Annotated in this window: 9 protein-coding genes; 2 read left to right on the top strand and 7 right to left on the bottom strand. The window is 69.6% G+C overall.

The window, feature by feature from the left end; translation table 11 throughout:
- Positions 1 to 9: 9 nt before the first annotated feature.
- Positions 10 to 8,082, bottom strand: a complete 8,073-nt coding sequence (locus AC0IYU_RS20490) for an SdrD B-like domain-containing protein (protein WP_472120513.1) — start codon at positions 8,080 to 8,082, stop codon at positions 10 to 12.
- A 225-nt stretch (positions 8,083 to 8,307) separates the two neighbouring features.
- Between AC0IYU_RS20490 and AC0IYU_RS20485 the strand changes: the two genes are divergently transcribed.
- Entirely contained in the window at positions 8,308 to 9,168 is an 861-nt protein-coding gene (locus AC0IYU_RS20485; RefSeq protein WP_472120512.1) for a response regulator, read from the top strand.
- 7 nt (positions 9,169 to 9,175) lie between these two features.
- Positions 9,176 to 11,476: a sensor histidine kinase gene (locus tag AC0IYU_RS20480; protein ID WP_472120510.1), complete on the top strand. Its 2,301-nt coding sequence runs from the start codon at positions 9,176 to 9,178 to the stop codon at positions 11,474 to 11,476.
- Between the two features lie 30 nt (positions 11,477 to 11,506).
- Here the strand turns inward: AC0IYU_RS20480 and AC0IYU_RS20475 are convergent, their stop codons facing one another.
- The 6 genes from AC0IYU_RS20475 to AC0IYU_RS20450 form a co-directional block, all read right to left on the bottom strand.
- Positions 11,507 to 12,547, bottom strand: a complete 1,041-nt coding sequence (locus tag AC0IYU_RS20475; RefSeq protein WP_472120508.1) for a lysylphosphatidylglycerol synthase domain-containing protein — start codon at positions 12,545 to 12,547, stop codon at positions 11,507 to 11,509.
- 11 nt (positions 12,548 to 12,558) lie between these two features.
- Positions 12,559 to 12,744 (bottom strand): hypothetical protein, encoded by a 186-nt coding sequence (locus AC0IYU_RS20470; protein WP_472120506.1) that lies wholly within the window; start codon positions 12,742 to 12,744, stop codon positions 12,559 to 12,561.
- 193 nt (positions 12,745 to 12,937) lie between these two features.
- Positions 12,938 to 14,239: a TRAP transporter large permease gene (locus AC0IYU_RS20465; RefSeq protein ID WP_472120504.1), complete on the bottom strand. Its 1,302-nt coding sequence runs from the start codon at positions 14,237 to 14,239 to the stop codon at positions 12,938 to 12,940.
- Complete coding sequence (locus AC0IYU_RS20460) at positions 14,232 to 14,738, bottom strand: TRAP transporter small permease (protein ID WP_435486442.1); 507 nt, start codon at positions 14,736 to 14,738, stop codon at positions 14,232 to 14,234. Before AC0IYU_RS20460 ends, AC0IYU_RS20465 begins: the two co-directional genes overlap by 8 nt.
- A gap of 18 nt (positions 14,739 to 14,756) precedes the next feature.
- Positions 14,757 to 15,725, bottom strand: coding sequence for a TRAP transporter substrate-binding protein (locus tag AC0IYU_RS20455; RefSeq protein WP_472120729.1), 969 nt, complete (start codon positions 15,723 to 15,725; stop codon positions 14,757 to 14,759).
- A 118-nt stretch (positions 15,726 to 15,843) separates the two neighbouring features.
- Positions 15,844 to 17,100, bottom strand: a complete 1,257-nt coding sequence (locus tag AC0IYU_RS20450; RefSeq protein ID WP_472120502.1) for a putative Na+/H+ antiporter — start codon at positions 17,098 to 17,100, stop codon at positions 15,844 to 15,846.
- Between the last annotated feature and the right edge of the window lie 95 nt (positions 17,101 to 17,195).

The following is a 17,195-nucleotide window of genomic DNA, read 5'->3' as shown; positions in this document are numbered from 1 at the left end:
AGGGGCGGGTCATGGCTTGCTGCCCTCCTGCGTGGCGGCGGGCACCAGTTCGACCTCGACGTCGAGGTTGAACAGCGGCGGCGCGTTGCCGTCGGCGCGGGCGCGTTGCTCGCCCAGCTGCTTCCAGCGCGCGAGCACCGCGGCCTTCACCGCGTCCATGCGCTGGCGGCCCAGCGACCCGGCCTCGCCGGGGGCCGCCTTGTAGGCCAGCCGCAGCACCGAGGTCTTCTCGGCCAGCACGGCCACCGTGCGGTCGAGCTCGCCCGTGAAGCCGGCGCGCAGCGCGGCCGCGCCGTCCTCGAAGGCCGTGCCCTGCAGCGCGAGCCGCACCACGCGGTGCACGGTGGCGCCGAAGTTGATCTTCAGCACCTTGCCGCGCGTGGCGCGCTCGGCCGCCGGGTTCTCGCTGGTGGTGCGGTAGCCCGAAGGCAGCGTGCGCTCGTCCAGCTTCAACACCAGGTTGCTGCCGGTGCCTTCCTTCGGAATGGCGGCGCAGGCGATGTGGTAGCGGCCCTGCGCGTCGGTGGTCACCAGCACGCCGTTGACGGTGGCGATGCGCACGTTGGCCAGGCCGGGCTCGCCCTCGTCCTGGTAGCCGTTGGCGTTCCTGTCGTCGTAGACCTTGCCGATCACGTCGGTGCAGTCGAACAGCGCGTCGGGCACCACGCGCACGGTGGCGGTGGCCAGGTTGGACAGCGTGCGGCCGCCCACGCCCTGCAGCGCGATGACCTGGTTGACGAACTCGCCCTCGCCCACGCCGACCCCCACGCCCGCGACCATCAGGTATTCCTTGGTCTCGTTGGGCGCGAAGTTCTGTCCGGGCACCACCACCTGGCGCCCGCTGACCTGCGGCACCACCGGCAGCGCCACGCCGCCGGGCAGCGTGCGCACGGTGAGCGAGCCCTGGATGTAGCGGAACCCCGGCGGCAGCGTGTCGGTCACGGCCACGCCCGGCACCGGGTTGCCGCGCGTGTTGCGCGCCGTGATGCGGTACGGCAGCAGCTCGGCCTTCTTCACGGTCAGCTTCGAGGTGGTCTTGCGCAGCTCGATGAGCGTGGCGTCCGACGGGTCGAGCGGGATGTTGTTGGCCACCACGTGCTGGCCGCCGCCGCCCGGCATCATGAACACCAGGTAGTAGCCGGCGCCGGCCACCAGGGCCGCCCCGGGGCTCACCACGCAGGGGTTGGTCTGCGCGGGCGCCGGGCCGTTGGCGGGCGCCGCGCACGACTGCGTGCCCAGCGCGCCGGCCGCGGCCGGGTAGATGGACGACGGCAGGTAGGCGCCCGGCGGCGTGATGGCCAGGCGGTATTCGCCGGCCGGCGCGCCCGGCAGCACGAAGAAGTCGTAGTAGCCGTTGGGACCGGTGGTGTAGGTGTCGCGCCCGTCCAGCAGGTGCTGCGCGGGGTCGAAGCCCGGGGGCCCCACCAGGCGCACCACGGCGCCGGGCACGGGGGTGCCGCTCACGCTGTCGTACACCACGCCGCCCGGGTCGTACGGCAGGTCCTGCTTCTGCACGTTGGCGCCCGCGCCCACGCGCACCTTGATGGTGAAGCGCGGATCGCTCGCCGGCGGCGTCGGGTACGGGCCGTTGGCGCCGTTCTGCGCCGCGTCGGTCGGCCACACGCCGCCCACCACGCGCCCGTCGGGCGAGCGGAAGCGCACGCGGTACTCGCCGGGCGTGAGGTCGCCGAAGCGGTAGCTGCCGTCGGCGCCGGTGGTCACGGTGTAGAGCACGGTGGCCGCGGTTTCCGGGCAGGCGTTGGCGCCGTCGGCGCAGCGCAGCAGCTCGACCGTCCAGCCTTCGCCGTGGCCTTCGCCCGATTCGCGGGTGCGGTTGTGGTTCTGGTCGAACCACACGGTGCCGGTGAGCGAGGCGGGCTGGTTGCTGTGCTCGCTGAAGTCGTAGCCGGTGCCGTGCGCGTCCAGCCCGGTGAAGTTCACGCGGATCTGGTTCGGGCCCTGCGCGGTGCCGCCCAGGGTGCCGGGCACGGCCATGCCTTCGTCGTAGCCGGAGGGCTGCGTCTCGGTGACGGTGTAGCCGCCGCTGCCGGGCAAGGGCAGGCCGGGCAGCTCGTAGCGGCCGTTCGCGTCGGTGACGGCGGTGCGCGTCACGGGCTGGCCCGCGGCGTCGGTGCCGGTGAGCGTGAGGGTGACCCCCGCGATCGGCAGGTCCTGCGGCTCGCGCGTGCCGTTGCGGTTGGCGTCGTTGTAGACGGTGCCCGCCAGCGACGCGCCGCGCTCGCCGAAGTTGTAGTTGTCGCCGTTGCCGCCTCGGTAGGCGATGGCACTGAGGATGTCGTTGCCCAGCGTGCCGCTGGGCACGCCGTCGAGCGTGCCCACGGCGTCGATGCCGTCGGCATAGGTCGCGGGCTGCGTCTCGCGCAGGGTGTAGCCCGCGGCGTCGGCCGGCAACAGGCCGGTGAAGACATAGCGCCCGCTGGCGTCGGTGACCACGGTGGCGTTCACCGCCAGGCCGCCGGCCGAGCGGCCGGTGAGCGTGACGGTGACGCCGGCAATGCCGGCCTCGCCGGCCTGGCGGATGCCGTCGTTGTTGGTGTCGACGTACACCCAGCCGGCGATCTGCCCGCCGCGCTCGCCGAAGTTGTAGTCGATGCCCACGTCTTCCGACACCAGCGCCAGCCCGCCGAAGCGGTCGTTCACGGCGCCGGGGTTGACGGTGCCGCGCGGTGCGCCGCCCACCGTGCCGAGCGACTCGGGGCCGTCGGCCACGCCGGCGGGCTGGGTCTCGTCGATCTGGTAGGTGCCGGGGGTCAGGGTGTCGACCAGGTAGCGGCCGTCGGCGGCGGTCTGCACCGTGTGCGTGACGGCGTTGCCCAGGAAGTCGGTGCCGGTGATGCGCACCGTGGTGCCGCCGATGCCGGGCTCGGCGGCGTCGCGCGTGCCGTTGGACGGCGCCACGTCGGCGTACACGTAGCCCGACAGGCTGGCCGGCTTCACGGCCGAGAAGTTGTTGCCGGCCGAGCCCGCGCCCGCGGCGCCGAGCACGATGTTCTGGATGACGTTGGCGCTCGAGCCGTTGGGGCCGCTGGCCCCGCCGCCGCCGCTGGCCGCCACCGTGCCGGGCGTGCTGCCCGCGCCGCTGACGTTGCCTGCGTGCGTGAGGCCCGGCAGGTAGCCCGCGGGGCGCGTCTCGGTCACGGTGTAGCTGCCCGGCGCGAGGTTGGGAAAGCTGTAGTCGCCGGCGGCGTCGGTGGTGGTGGTGCGCGTCACCGGCTGGCCGTTGACGTCGGTGCCCGTGAGCGTGATGGTCACGCCCGCCAGGCCCGGCTCGGTGGCCGTGGCGCCCTGCGCGCCGTTGCCGTCGCGGTCGTAGTACACGCGCCCCGAGATGCCGCCCGGCAGCAGTTCGCCGAAGTAGTACTCGCCCTGCACGAGCGGCACCGTGGTGCCCGAGACGGTGACACCGGTGATGGTGTTGCCGCCGCCTTGCGGCGTGCCGGGCTGGCCGTTGTTGTTGGCCTTGCCCGGCGCGTAGGTGGCCGGTTGGGTTTCGGTGAGGGTGTAGCCGCCCGCGCCCGACGGGGGCACGTTGCGGAACTCGTAGCTGCCGGCCGGGCCAGTGGGCACGGCCAGGATGTTCACCGGGTTGCCCGCGGCGTCGGTGCCCGTGAGGCGCACCTCCACGCCCGCGATGCCGGTGTCGCCGGCCTGCGGAACGCCGTCGTTGTTGGCGTCGACGAACACGCGCACCGACACGCGGGTGAGCAGTTCGCCGAAGTCGTAGCCGGTGCCGGCCTTGTTGGAGGCCAGCGCAATGGCGCTGACCACGTCGTTGGCCGGGGTGCCGCCTTCGGTGCCGGCCGCGTCGCTGCCGTCGGCGAAGGCCGCCGGCTGCGTTTCGCTCAGCGTGTAGCTGCCGGGCGTGAGCGCGGCGAAGCTGTAGTTGCCGGTGCTGGCGGCGGTGGTGGTGGTTCGGGACACCGGGTTGCCGAACATGTCGGTGCCGGTGAGCGTGACGGTGACGCCCGCGATGCCGGGGTCGCCCGCGCTCGCGGCGCCGTTGTAGTCGGCGTCCTGGTACACGCGCCCGGCCAGGCTGGACGCGCGCACTTCGCCGAAGTTGTTGGCGCTCGACGTACCGCCCGTGCCCAGCACGATGGCGTTGATGGTGTTGGCGTTGGAGCCGTTCGGCCCGTTCGACGTACCCGCCGGCACGGTGCCGGGCGTGCTGCCCACGCCGCTGACGGTGCCGGCCCTGGTGATGCCGGGCAGGTAGGCCGCGGGTTGGTCCTCGGCCACGCTGTAGGTGCCCGCGGGCACGGTGAAGCCCCAGTTGCCGTTGGCGTCGGTGGTGGTGGTCAGCAACACCGCGTTGCCCACGCTGTCGGTGCCGGTCAGGCGCAGCGTGACGCCCGCGATGCCGGGTTCGCCGGCGTCGATGGCGCCGCTGCCGTTGAGGTCTTCGAACACGCGCCCGGACAGCGCGCTGTTCTGCACCGTGACCTTGCCCTCGTTGAAGTTGTTGCCGGCGTTGGGGTTGGCCCCGCCGTTGGTGTCGCCCGAGCCGGTGGTGACGATGGTCGCGCGGTTGGTGATCTCGGTGCCGTTGGCCGGCACTGCGCCGCTGAAGCGCACCGGAATGCGCACGGTGGCGTCGGCGTTGGCCGGCATCGAGGTGATGGCGCAGCTCACGGCCGAGCCGCCGGCAGCGCCGGTGCACGAGGGTGCGGCGGGCACGAAGGTGCCGCTGTTCACGGTGAACACCGGCGCACCGGCCAGCACCAGCGAGGCGGGCAGCGTGTCGGCGAAGGTGGTGGTCTCGGCGCTGTCGGGGCCGTTGTTGCGCACGTGCACCAGCCAGTCGAAGGTCTGCGCCGTCGACACGGTGGCCAGCGGCGTGCTGCCGCCGGCCGACACGGCGCCCTTGGAGACCACCTGCACGTCGGCCTTGAAGCGGAAGGTGGTGTTCTCGGCCACCGTGTTGTTGCCCTGCACGGTGTCGTACACGTTGCGCGCGGCGTCGAAGAAGTCGACCTTGGCGTTGTTCTGGAAGGTGCCGCGCGAGGTGCCCTTGAGCACGACCTGGAACTGCAGCGAATTGGGCTCGCCGGTCGCGGTGGCGCCGGCGCCGCCCAGCGTGGGAATGGTGAACACGATCTGCCCGCCGGCCGCACCCACTGCCGCGCCGCTGGCCAGCGAGAAGCTGGTGCCCGCGGGCGTGCTGACCGACACCAGCGTGGGCGGCGCCTCGCCGCCCGGCAGCGCCAGCGGCAGCAGCTCGGTCATGCGCACGTCTTCGGCGGTCGAGGCGCTGTTGTTCGACACGGTGATGGTGTAGGTGACGTTGTCGCCCACGTTCACGGGGTCGACGTCGTCGCGCTTGGTCACCACCAGGTCGTATTCGGGCGCGGTGACGTTGGCCGGGGCGCTGGCGTCGTTGTTGGCCGTGGTGACCTCGGGCGTGGCGGTGCTCGCGTGCACGTTGTTGGTCACCGTGGTGCCGTTCAGGGCGTAGAGCGGGCGCACGCGCACCGTCACCGTCTGCTGCACGGTGCGGTTGAGCGACGTCCAGCCGCAGGCCAGCTGGTTGTTGGTGGTGCCGGTGCCGGTGGGCTGGGTGGTGTTCGGCTGCGTGGTGCAACTGCCGCCGCCCGAGGCGGTGGCCGAGATGAACATCAGGTTGGCCGGCAATGTGTCGAGCACGCGCACGTCGTAGGCGCGGCTGAAGCTGCCCTGCGGCACGTCGCGGTTCACGGCCGTCAGCGTGTAGGTGAGCAGCTGGCCGACCGGCACCGAGGCCGGGCTGGCGCTCTTGGTCACCAGCACGTCGGTGCGCGCGGTGTACCAGGCCGTGGCGCTGGCGTCGTTGTTGGCAAGGTTCGGGTCCGCCGGCGTCGCGCCCACGGCGCGCGCCGTGTTGTCGATCTGGAAGCCGTGGTCGGTGGCCGAGGCGCCGTCGCCGTAGTGCGAGGCGACGACGCGCACCACCGGGCACAGCGGCAAGGCGCTGGCGGCGTCCGTGCTGGCGCGGCAGACCGGCAGCACCGACAGCGTGCAGCCGCCGAGCGTGGCGGTGCCGAAGCCGTTGCCGTTGGCCGGCAGCGCGCAAGTGCCCGAGAAGGTGCCGCCGTTGGCCACCTGGGTGACGGCACCGGCGCCGACCACCTGCGCGAAGCTGTCGCTCACGACCACGTTCTGCGCCTCGCGCGGGCCGGTGTTGACCACCTCGATTTCCCAGGTGACGGCCTGGCCCGCGGTCTGGCGGTTGGCGGCGCTGTCGCCGATGCCCACCACGCGCTTGAGTGTCCTGACGTCGGCGGCATCGCCCGCTTCGTTCACGCCCGTGCCCAGGTTCACGCAGTCGTTGCCGGTCTGCGCGTCGGGGTCGGTGCCCGAGGCCAGCGCCACGTTCACGCACATGTTGTTGACGATCTGGTCGCCCGGGGCCAGTGCCGCGGGAATGGTGGCGTTCACGACCACGTAGCCGGCGTTGCGCGCGGTGGCGCCGTTGGAGGTGTCGACGCCGATGTCGGCCGTGAGCACGCGCGAGCAGTTCACCGTGGCGGGGCCGTCCACCGGCGCGACGACGGTCGCGCCGCCCTTGACGATGGTGCAGCTGTAGCCGTCGGGCGAGGACACGCTGTTGATGCGCACGCCGGCCGGCATGCTGTCGACCAGGCTGACGGTGCTGCCGGCCAGCAGGCGCGTGGGGCCGAGGTTGGTGGCGCCTACCTGGTAGTCGAAGGCCTGGCCCACGGGCACGTTGCTTTGCGGCCAGCCGCGGCGCTTGTCGGCGCGGAAGTCGGTCTCGGACACCGCCACGTCGGCGGACACGCTGCCCGTGGCCGAGCCGACCACCGGGCCGGTGGCGCTGACGGTGGCTTCGTTGACCACGCCCAGGCCGGGCGCCACGGCGATCACCGGGATCACGATGTCGCCGAGCGCCACGCCGGCGCCGCTGGTGCCGATGTCGGTGCGTGTGCAGCTGACCGTCTGCCCGGCGGCCGAGCAGCTCCAGCCCGCGGCTGCGCCGATGGGGGTCTGAACCTGGAAGTTGGCGGGCAGCGTGTCGCTCAGCGTGACGCCGGTGGGCGCGCTGCCGCTGAAGCTGGGCCTCAGCCTGAAGTTGAAGCGCTGGCCCACCAGCAGCTGTCCGCCGTCGTGGGTCTTGACGAGCTGCAGCACGGAGCCGGGCGTGACCGTGGTGTTGGCGGTGGCGCTGTTGTTGACGGAAACGCCGTCGTCGATGCCCCCGGCCGGCGCCACGGCCGGCTGGTGCGTGATGGTCGAGCCCGAGCCCGCGGTGACCACGCCGTTCACGTTGAGGGTGCGCGAGCCGTTCAGGGCGATGGCCGCGACATTGCAGGTCAGCGTGCCGCCGGCCACGGAGCAGCCTGCGGGCAGGCCGCTGCCGGAGACCGACAGGCCCGTGGGAATCGGGTAGGTCAGCGTCGAGCCCGAGCTGGCGTCGGGGCCGTTGTTGGTGAGCGTGAAGCCGATCACCACCGTGGAGCCGCTCGGGGCGCTGCCCGGCACGGCGATCGCCACGGCCATGTCGGCCCCCTGGTTCACGGTGATGGCCTTGGTTTCGATCGAGCCGCCGCCGCTGGGCGTGGCGGTGACGCTCAAGGTGCCCTGCTGCGTCGTGCGCAGCAGCACCTTGAACTCGCGCAGCTGGTTGGCCGCCAGCGTGATGCCCGAGCACGTCAGCGTGCCCGCGCCTGCGGCGCCCACGGCCACGGTGGACGTGCAACTGCCCACGGGCAACGGGCCGGTGCCCATGTAGATCGTGTCGGGCGGAATGGAGTAGGTGAACGAGGCGCCCGGCTCGTCGATCGCCAGGCTGTCGCTGTCGGCGATGGTGACGGTGCTGGTCACCGTGCCCCCGGCGGGGAGGATGTCGGGCACATGCACCAGGCTCGACACCTGCGGCACCGCATGGGCAGCGGCGGCGAAGAGCAGGCCGGCCAGCAGGGCCGTGAACGGGGCAGCCAGGCGCGCGATGCCGGACCGGCGCGCCAGCGGACCTTGCCCGCTGCGATGCCGCACCGGCGCTGCGTTGGAAGACACGTCGCGGCGCGCGCAAGCGGCGGCCGACAGATTCGTTGGGGTGCTGGACATCCTGTCCCTCGCGATGGCTCTGATGGACCGGGCACCGTGGGGTGGGGTGGCGCCGCTGCATGCGGCGGGGTGCTCCGGAAAGAGGGCGAGTCTTGGGCCGCGGGCCTGCGCGCACCTTTGGGATTCAGGACAAAACGTTTGCTTTAACTGACGTTTGTTTACGAATGCAACGTAATGTGAAATTCTTCACATGGCATTTCAGGGCGTCGCCCCTACCCTCGCGGCATGTCTTACTGGTCGACCATCCCGCCCCGCCGCGCGCACATCCTTCTCATCGACGACAACATCGAAGAAGTGCAGCTGCTGCTGGGCGCGCTGCGCGAGGCGGGGCACCGCATCAGCCTGGCGTTCGACGCCATGCAGGGCTACCGCCGCGTGACGGCGCTGCAGCCCGACCTGGTGCTGCTGGACGTGCGCATGGGCGCCACCAACGGCTACGCCACCTGCCGGCTGCTGAAGGCCGACCCCGCCACGGCGCACATTCCGGTGATCTTCGTGACCTCGTCGGGCTCGGTGGAAGAGCGCCTGACGGGGCTGCGCGAGGGCGCCGTCGACTACATCCTGAAGCCCTTCGAGCCGGCCGAAGTGCTGGCGCGCGTGGCGGTGCACCTGGCGCTGTCGGGCAGCCGCCAGCAGGCGCAGGCCTGCATGGCCGAGGCCGCGAGCGCGCTGGACAACGCCCGCGGCGAGCGCGCGAACGCCGGCAGGAACCCCGACAGCCTCGGCCGGGTGCTCGTGCAGGCCGCCGAACGCGTGGTGCGTGCGGACCTGGCGCAGGTGCCCGCCCTGCCCGAGCTCGCGGCGCGCGTGGGCACGCACGAAAAGCGCCTGTCGCGGGTGTTCCGCGAACAGACCGGCGGCTCGGTGTTCGCGTTCGTGCGCCAGGCGCGGCTGGGCGAAGCGCAGCGCCTGCTGGGCGCGTCGGCGCTCAGCGTGGAAGAGGTGGCGCAGGCGGTGGGATTCTCGAACGCAGCCAACTTCTCGACGGCGTTCCGCGAGCGCTTCGGCTGCACGCCCACGGCATTCCGCCACGCACCGGCGGCCGCACGGCAGGCACCGTCGTCATTGCCGGCACCGCTGGCATGAGCCGGCGGTGACCCCGGCGCGCGGGCTCGCCGCCCTGCTGCTGTGCGCGGTGTTCTGGCTGGCAGGCACGCCCGCGGCGCAGGCCGGCACGCTGCGCCTGGACGGCACGACGCAGTGGCCGCTGGACATCGACAACGCGCTGGAGCTGTTCGAGGACACCGGCGCGCAGCTGTCGCGCGACGAGGTCGACGCGCTGGGCAGCGACACGCCCGGCGGCTTCCAGCCCGGCAACCCGGCGCGCATGCGGCAGGGCTTTTCGAAGTCGGCCTTCTGGCTGCGGCTCAGGCTGTCGAACGAGAGCGGCGCGCCGCAGTCGCTGCGGCTGGTGCTCAACGCCACCTGGCTGCAGCACGCGGACTTTCACGTGCTTCAGGGCACCACGTCACGCGCCGCATGGGCCCATGAAGAGGCCGGCGTGTCGGTGCCGCTGCACGGCGCACGCGACCGGGTGCCCACGCTGTCGCTCGACCTGCGGCCCGGCGAGCAGGCGCGCGTGCTGGTGCGCGTGCAGTCGCGCAGCAGCGTCAAGCTGGCGCCCGAGCTGCACACTGCCGACAGCTGGCGCGAAGCCGAGAGCAGCCATGCCTTGCTCGACGGCCTGCTGATCGGCGGGCTGCTGGTGCTGGCGGTGTATTCGCTGGCGCTGTGGTTCATCTCGCGCAGCCTGCCGATGGCGCTGCAGAGCCTGGGCTTCGCCCTGGTGGCGCTCTACGAGAGCGTCTACCGCGGCCATGCGCGGCTCGCCCTGTGGCCCGACAACTTCGAGTGGAGCTACCGCGCGGCCGGCGTCACCGCCGGCTGCTGCGTGCTCAACCTGATGTGCCACCTGTATGCGGTGTCGCGGCGCGGGCCGGTGCGCGCACCCGGCCTGCCGGTGCTGCTGGCGCTGGCGGCGCTGCAGTGCGTGGTGGTGATCGGCATGGCGTGGGGCCCGTACGCGCCGGCCGCCAAGCTCGCCACGCTGAGCGGGCCGCTGGCGGTGATTGCGCTCACGATCAGCACCTTCGTGTACATGCGGCGCGCGGGCCCCGGCGGCCAGCTGGCCTTCGTGTTGATGTGCATCATCACCCTGGGCATGTGCCTGCGGCTCACCGAGCTGGTGATGCCGGCGCACACGATTCCCGGCTTCGACGCCTATGCGCTCGGCTTCCCGGGCATGCTGTTCGGCCTGGTGGCACTGGCCACGTGGACGCACCACCTGTCGCGCCAGCGCCTCGAGGCGCAGCGCACGCTGGGGCACTGGCAGGCCGACGAGCAGCAGCGCCTGCACGAAGAAGTGGCGCGCAAGACGCATGCGCTGAACGCCGCGCTCGAGCAGGCCGAGCACGAGGCGCGCGAGCGGACGCGGCTCATGGCCTATGTCAGCCACGACCTGCGCGCGCCGCTGGCCACCATCATCGGCAACGTGCGCCTGCTGCGCGACGAAAACCTGCCGCCGGCCGAGCGGCTGCAGGCCATCGAGCGCAGCGCAACCTACCAGCTCACGCTGATCGACGACCTGCTCGACTATGCCAAGGGCGAGCTGCTGCCCTTCTCGTTCGAACCCCGGCCGGTGCACCTGCGCGCGCTGATCGACGATATCGCGCAGTACGCCGACACGCTTGCGCAGCGCCAGCACAACCGGTTCGAACTGGAGGTGAAGGGCGCGCTGCCGATCGGTGTGCACCTGGACAGCAAGCGCTTCCTGCAGCTGCTGCTCAACCTGCTGTCGAACGCCGCCAGGTTCACGCGCGACGGCAAGATCGGCCTGCGCGTGCAGGCGCGGCCACGCGCGGACTCATGGCGGCTCCAGTTCGAGGTGTGGGACAGCGGCGTGGGCATCGACAAGGCCGACCAGGCGCGCATCTTCCAGGCCTTTGCGCAAGGTGCGGCGAGCGCGGACGGCAACGGGCTCGGGCTGATGATTGCGCGGCGAATCGTTCAGCGCATGGGCGGGCGGCTGCTGCTGGAAAGCCGCCGCGAACTCGGCACGCGCGTGCGCTTCTCGGTGATCGTGAAGGACGCGCCCAAGGAACTGCTGCCGTTCGCACTCGCCAAGCCGCAGCCTCCGCGCCCTGTCCCTGCGGCCCAGAGCCGCAGGCGGCGCCCGCCCCTGCCCGCGATCGCGCCGCTGCCTGCGGCGGTGCGCGAAGAACTGGAAATGCTCGCGCGCGACGGCCGCTGGAGCGACCTGCACGAATGGGCCGACCGGCTGGACGGCGACACGCCGCATTCGGCGTTGGTCGACGCGGTGCGGCACGCGCTGGACCTGCTGGACTTCGAGCACATCCGTCTGCTGGCGCGTGCCACGCCGAGCGCGGGTCAGTGACGCGGCGGTGCGCTGGCGCCCGCGCGGCGGTCAGGCCCGCGCAGCGGGTGATTCAGGTGCGGGCGCAGCGCCCTGTGCTGCGTCCTGCGGATGGCTTGCCGCATAGCGTTCGAGGAACAGGTAGAGCACCAGCCCGCCGGCCAGCGGCAGCAGGTAGTACAGCGCGCGGTACGCAAGCACGGCGCCCATCAGCGCGCCCTGCTTCACGGTGCCCGACAACAGCGCGAGGTAGACGGCCTCGAGCACGCCAAGCCCGGCCGGAATGGGTGTGATCACGCCGACGATGGACGCGGCGAGCAGCACGCCCAGCGTGGTCGCGTAGGGCACCTGCTGGCCCAGCAACAAGTACATGGCCGCGCCCATCAGCGCCCAGTTGCTCGCGGAAATCGTCAGCTGGACCACGGCCAGGCGCGCACTCGGCAGGTGGAGGCGCTTGCCCCTGAAGCGCCATTCGCGCCCGCGCGACACGGCACAGGCCACCACATAGGCCAAGGCCAGAAGAATCATCACCACGCCGAGCGCGCGCAATGCGAACTCGCCGATGTGCGCCTGGCGCGGCGGCTCTATCACGCCCGAGGCGAACAGCCCGCCAGCCAGCAGCCCGTAGCCGAGCCAGTTGGTGACGAGGCTGAGGCCGACGATCTGCGCGACGGTCGCGTCGTTCAGGCCGGCGCGCGCATAGAGGCGCGCGCGCATAGCGATGCCGCCGACCAGGGAGCCAAGGTTGAGGTTGAAGGCGTAGCTCGTCACCGCAATGGCCCAGGTGCGCCAATACGGGAGGCGGTGGCGCACATGGCGCTTGCCGATCAGGTCGAAGCAGCCGTAGAGCGCATGGCTGGCCGTCGCGAGCCCCAGCACCGCGAGCAGCAGCCAGGGCGAGTAGCGCTGCAACGCGTGCCAGGCGCCAGCCCAGTCGACCTTGTGCGCGTGCGACAGCAACAGGCCCAGCACGGCGATGCCGAGCAGAGGCAGCGCCCATTTGCGGCAGCGTTGCCACAGCGAGCCGGGCGGTCGTGCAGCGTCCTGCGCGGCGTCCAGAGAAGCAGCCGCGTGGGTCGTCTGGAAACTCATGGCCGTGCGCCTCAGGCCGGGTCTTGCTTGCCGCTCGTCGCGGGCGTCTTGGCTCCCGCGGAGCCCTTCTCCTGGAGCTTGTCGTTGCGCACCTGCTTCATCAGTTCCTCGCCCTCGGTGTCGCGGCCATCGCTGGGCACGGACTCTTCCTGCGTGACTTCGGGTTCTTCGTGCCTTGAAGGCTTGGACGTGGACATGGACGACTCCTCGATCTCTGTGTGGATGCGAAGAGTTTTCGGCGTCCGGGGCGCAGGCACCGCCATCCGTCGGCGACGACCGGTGCAGGACATTTGCCATAGCCGCAGGTCGGCGGGAGGCGCCCTCCGGCGCCCACGGCCTCGCCGCAGAGGTCACGATCTCATGCCGGCGGACCCTGGTCGGCTGCCTGCCTTACAGGGTCATTTGCTGCGGCAGCCAGGTCACGATGCCGGGCACGAAGTAGATGAGCAGCACGGCCAGAACCATCAGCAGGAACATGGGGAGTGCCACCTTCGCGATATACGGCAACTGGCGTCCCGTCATGCCTTGAAGGACGAAAAGGTTGAACCCGACGGGTGGCGTGATCTGCGCCATCTCGACCACGAGCACGATGAAAATGCCGAACCAGATCGGGTCGATGCCCGCCGCCAGCACGGTGGGCATGATCACACCCATCGTCAGGACCACCATCGAAATCCCGTCCAGGAAGCATCCCAGCACGATGTAGAAAATGGCCAGCATCATGATGAGCTGAAACTTCGATAGGCCCTGCGAACCGATCCACTCGGCAAGATGGCGTGGCAGACCGATGTAGCCCATGGCCAGCGTCAGAAAGGCCGCACCCGCCAGGATCAGCGCCATCATGCAGTACAGCCGCGTGGCCCCGAGGAGCGACTCCTTGAAGGAGCTCCAGTTCAGGGAACCTTGCACGGCCGAAATGACAAGGGCACCCACGACGCCGACCGCCGCAGCTTCCGTCGCCGTGGCAATCCCCGCGTAGATGGAGCCGAGCACCGCCAGGATCAGAAGCGCCACGGGAATCAAGCTGCGGGATTCGCGCAGTTTTTGCATGAAGCTCATCTTGGCGTCGGCCGGCGGAATTTGATCCGGGTGGCGCAGGGCCCACAGCGCGATGTAGCCGGAGAACAGCAATGCCAGGAGCACGCCGGGCAGGACACCGGCGATGAACAGCTTGGCAATGGACACGTCCGCGCTGACCCCATAGACGATCATGATGATCGAGGGCGGAATCAGCAGCCCCAGCGTACCGGCGCCGGCCAGCGTGCCAATGACCATGTCCTCCGGATAGCCGCGCTTCTTGAGTTCGGGAAGCGTCATCTTCCCGATGGTTGCGCAGGTTGCGGCACTCGACCCCGACACCGCTGCGAAGATGGCGCAGCCCACGACGTTGGTGTGCAGGAGCCGCCCTGGCAAGGCCTGCATCCAGGGCGCCAGACCCTTGAACATGTCCTGCGACAGCCTGGTGCGAAACAGGATCTCGCCCATCCATACAAAGAGCGGCAGCGCGGTCAATGTCCAGCTGGAAGCGGATCCCCAGATCGTGACGGCCATCGCATCCCCGGCGGAGCGCGACGAAAAGAGCTCCATGCCGATCCAAGCCACCCCGGAGAGGGTGAGGCCGATCCAGACACCGCTGCCGAGAATGAGGAACAGGCTGACGATCAGCAGGCCTGCAACGGCGATGTCATTCATGGCGCAGCGCCTCGTTGTTTTGAGGTGCTACCCGGCCACGCCACTCGAGGACAAATTCGTCGATCGAGGCGATGGCGAGGATCACGGTGCCGATGGCCATGGCCAGTTGAGGAATCCACAGCGCCGTCGCATCGTTGCCGGTGGAGATGTCGTTGAAGACATGGGAGTTCCAGACCAGCCGCACGCTGTAGAACGCGAACAGACCGGCAAGCAATGCGCCTGCGCCCATCGCCCAGCGCTCCAGCCAGCGCCGGGCGGAAGGCTTCAGACTGGAGACGATCAGCGTCACCCGGATGTGTTCGCCACGCTTGAGCGTGTGCGCCAGGGCCAGGAAGCCGGCGCCGGCCATGAGATAGCCAGCGTAGGCATCCGTGCCCGGTACGTTGAAGTGAAGCTGTCGTCCCACGATCGACAGCAGCACCATCAGCAGCAGACCGATCATGAAAAGCGCCGCCAGGGCGGCGGCACTGTCATAGAGAAAATCGAGCGTCTTGCGCATGGGATGAACGCCCGTGCCCTACATCTTCTTGTAGGCGTCGATGATGGCCTGGCCTTCGGGCCCGGACTTCTCGATCCATTCCTTCTGCATGGTCTCGCCCACCTTCTTCATGTCGGCCTTCAGCTGTGCGGACGGGACGTGGATCGTCATGCCGTTCTTCTTGAGCAGGTCGAGGTATTCGAGGTTCTTCTTCTTCGAGCTGTCCCAGCCACGCTTCTCCGCCTCGGCACCGGCCTTCAGCACGGCCTCCTGCGTCGGCTTGTCGAGCGCGTCGAACGCCTTCTTGCTGACCAGCACCGCGTTCTTCGGCAGCCAGGCCTGGGTGTCGTAGAAGTTCTTGATGTATTCATACGTCTTGGTGTCGTAGCCCGTCGAGCCGGAGGACATGTAGGACTCGATCACGCCGGTTGCCATGGCTTGCGAGAGCTCGGCTTGCTGCACGGTCACCGGCTGTGCGCCGACCAGATCTGCGATGCGCGCCGTCGCGGGGCTGTAGGCACGCCACTTCACACCTTTGAGGTCTGCGGCCGATTCGATGGTCTTCTTGACGAAGATGCCCTGAGGCGGCCATGCCACAGCGTAGAGCAGCATGATCCCTTGGTCGCCGAGTTTCTTTTCGAGCGCCGGCTTCTGCGCCTGATAGAGCTTCCATGCCGCGTCGTAGCTGTCCGCCAGAAATGGAAGACCATCCGCCCCGAAGCCCTGCCACTCGTTCTGGTAGTTGACCAGCAGGATTTCACCCATCTGTGCCTGCCCGCCTTGCACTGCGCGCTTGATCTCGGGGGCCTTGAAGAGTGACGCGTTCGCGTGAAGCGTGATCTTCAGCTTTTCACCGGAAGCCTTGTCGACGTCACCGACGAACTGGGCGAGATTTTCGGTATGAAAATTGTTCGCCGGGTACGCCGTCGGCAGGTCCCACTTGGTCTGGGCGAATGCAGAGACACCCAGTGTCAGACCAGCAAGGCCGAGACAGAACTTGAAATTCATGATTGCTCCGGTGGAAGGAATGTCGAGACGACAAGGATAGGAGCAAATACCGGGCCATCGTCTCCGGGTTGCCACGGGCTTTCCGCTCGCTCTGGTTGCCGCAGCTTCCGCCAGCCTTCTACAAGAGCATGAACGCTGCGGCAGCGACCATCGTCGGCCCGAGCGCTCCGAGCAGCAGGCCGCCGGCGCCGATCGTCTCGTCGGAGAACCCCTTCTTGAGAAGCGCAACGCCTGCCGGGTTCGGCGCGTTGGCGATCACCGTCAGTCCGCCGCCAGCCACCGCCCCGGCAAGGAGCATGTATTTGGACTCGTCCGAGATTCCCGCGATGAGCGACCCCAGATAGGTCAGCGCCGCGTTGTCCGTGATGGCTGTCAAGCCGAGGGCGCCGAAGAACAAGGCCACCGGCTCCAGGCTGGACACCACCGGCTGCAACCACCACTGCTGCATTCCGCCGAGCACCACCAGGCCAGCCAGGAAGAATCCGACGAGCAACGCCTCCTTGATGATCAGTGGGTTCTGATGCCGCTCGTAGGCTTGTGTGAACCCCAGGAACATCAGGAAGAGCCCGAGAAAGGCCACCGGATGGTGGGCGAACATCACGATGCCAGCAAGCAGGACCAGGTGTGTCAGCACCACCGGAACCGGTACCCGCGCATCGGAAGACGCCGCACTTGCAGAGACAACGGGCAAGTGCCTGCGCAACACATACGTGGCGACGGTGGCATTGACGAGCACAGCCAGCGCGGCCTTCCAGCCGAAGGTGACAACCATGAACGCGCTGTCCCACTGCCAGGTCGCGGCGACCATCAGAACGGGTGGCGCGGCATAGGAAGTGAGCGTGCCTCCGATCGACACGTTGACGAACAGCACTCCCAAGGCCAGGTATTTCAGCGACTCGGGCACCTGTGGTCTGAAAATCTGCGGCGCGAGCATCAACGCAGCGATGGTCATCGCCGCCGGTTCGGTGATCAGGGATCCGAGCAGCGGAACAGCCGCGAGCCCGAGCCAGGCCGCCGCGATCGGCGTAGGCAACGGCACCACCCGCGCAATGGTGTTCACGCTGGACATGACCGTCATCAGCACCGGCCGGGACGCAGCCACCACCATGACAACGAAGACGAAGAGCGGTTCTGTGTAGTTGCGCGACTCCGCGTAGGCCAGCGCGTGATCGCCGCCGACCACCAGCGCCATCGAAAGAACGAGCACGATGGCCCAGAACCCGAAGACGACCTCGACCTCGCCCAGCAAGTGAAACATGCCGGCATGCCGCGGAAAACGGTGCGACAGGCGCTCGAACTGCTTGACCGTGAAGGTATGGAGGAGCGCCACAGCAAAAAGGGCTGCGGCAATGTATTGGATGGCGGGTTCTTGCATCGGGTGCTGACGTTTCAATTCCGCGTGGCGGCCCGACCAGCGCAAGAACCTGCGTACCGCATCGAGCGGATCCGCACCCTGGTCTCAGTCTAACC

The sequence above is a fragment of the Variovorax sp. AC103 genome, assembly GCF_979254005.1.
The sequence above is the reverse complement of the archived record's forward strand: the minus strand, read 5'-3'. Positions and strand labels throughout refer to the sequence as shown.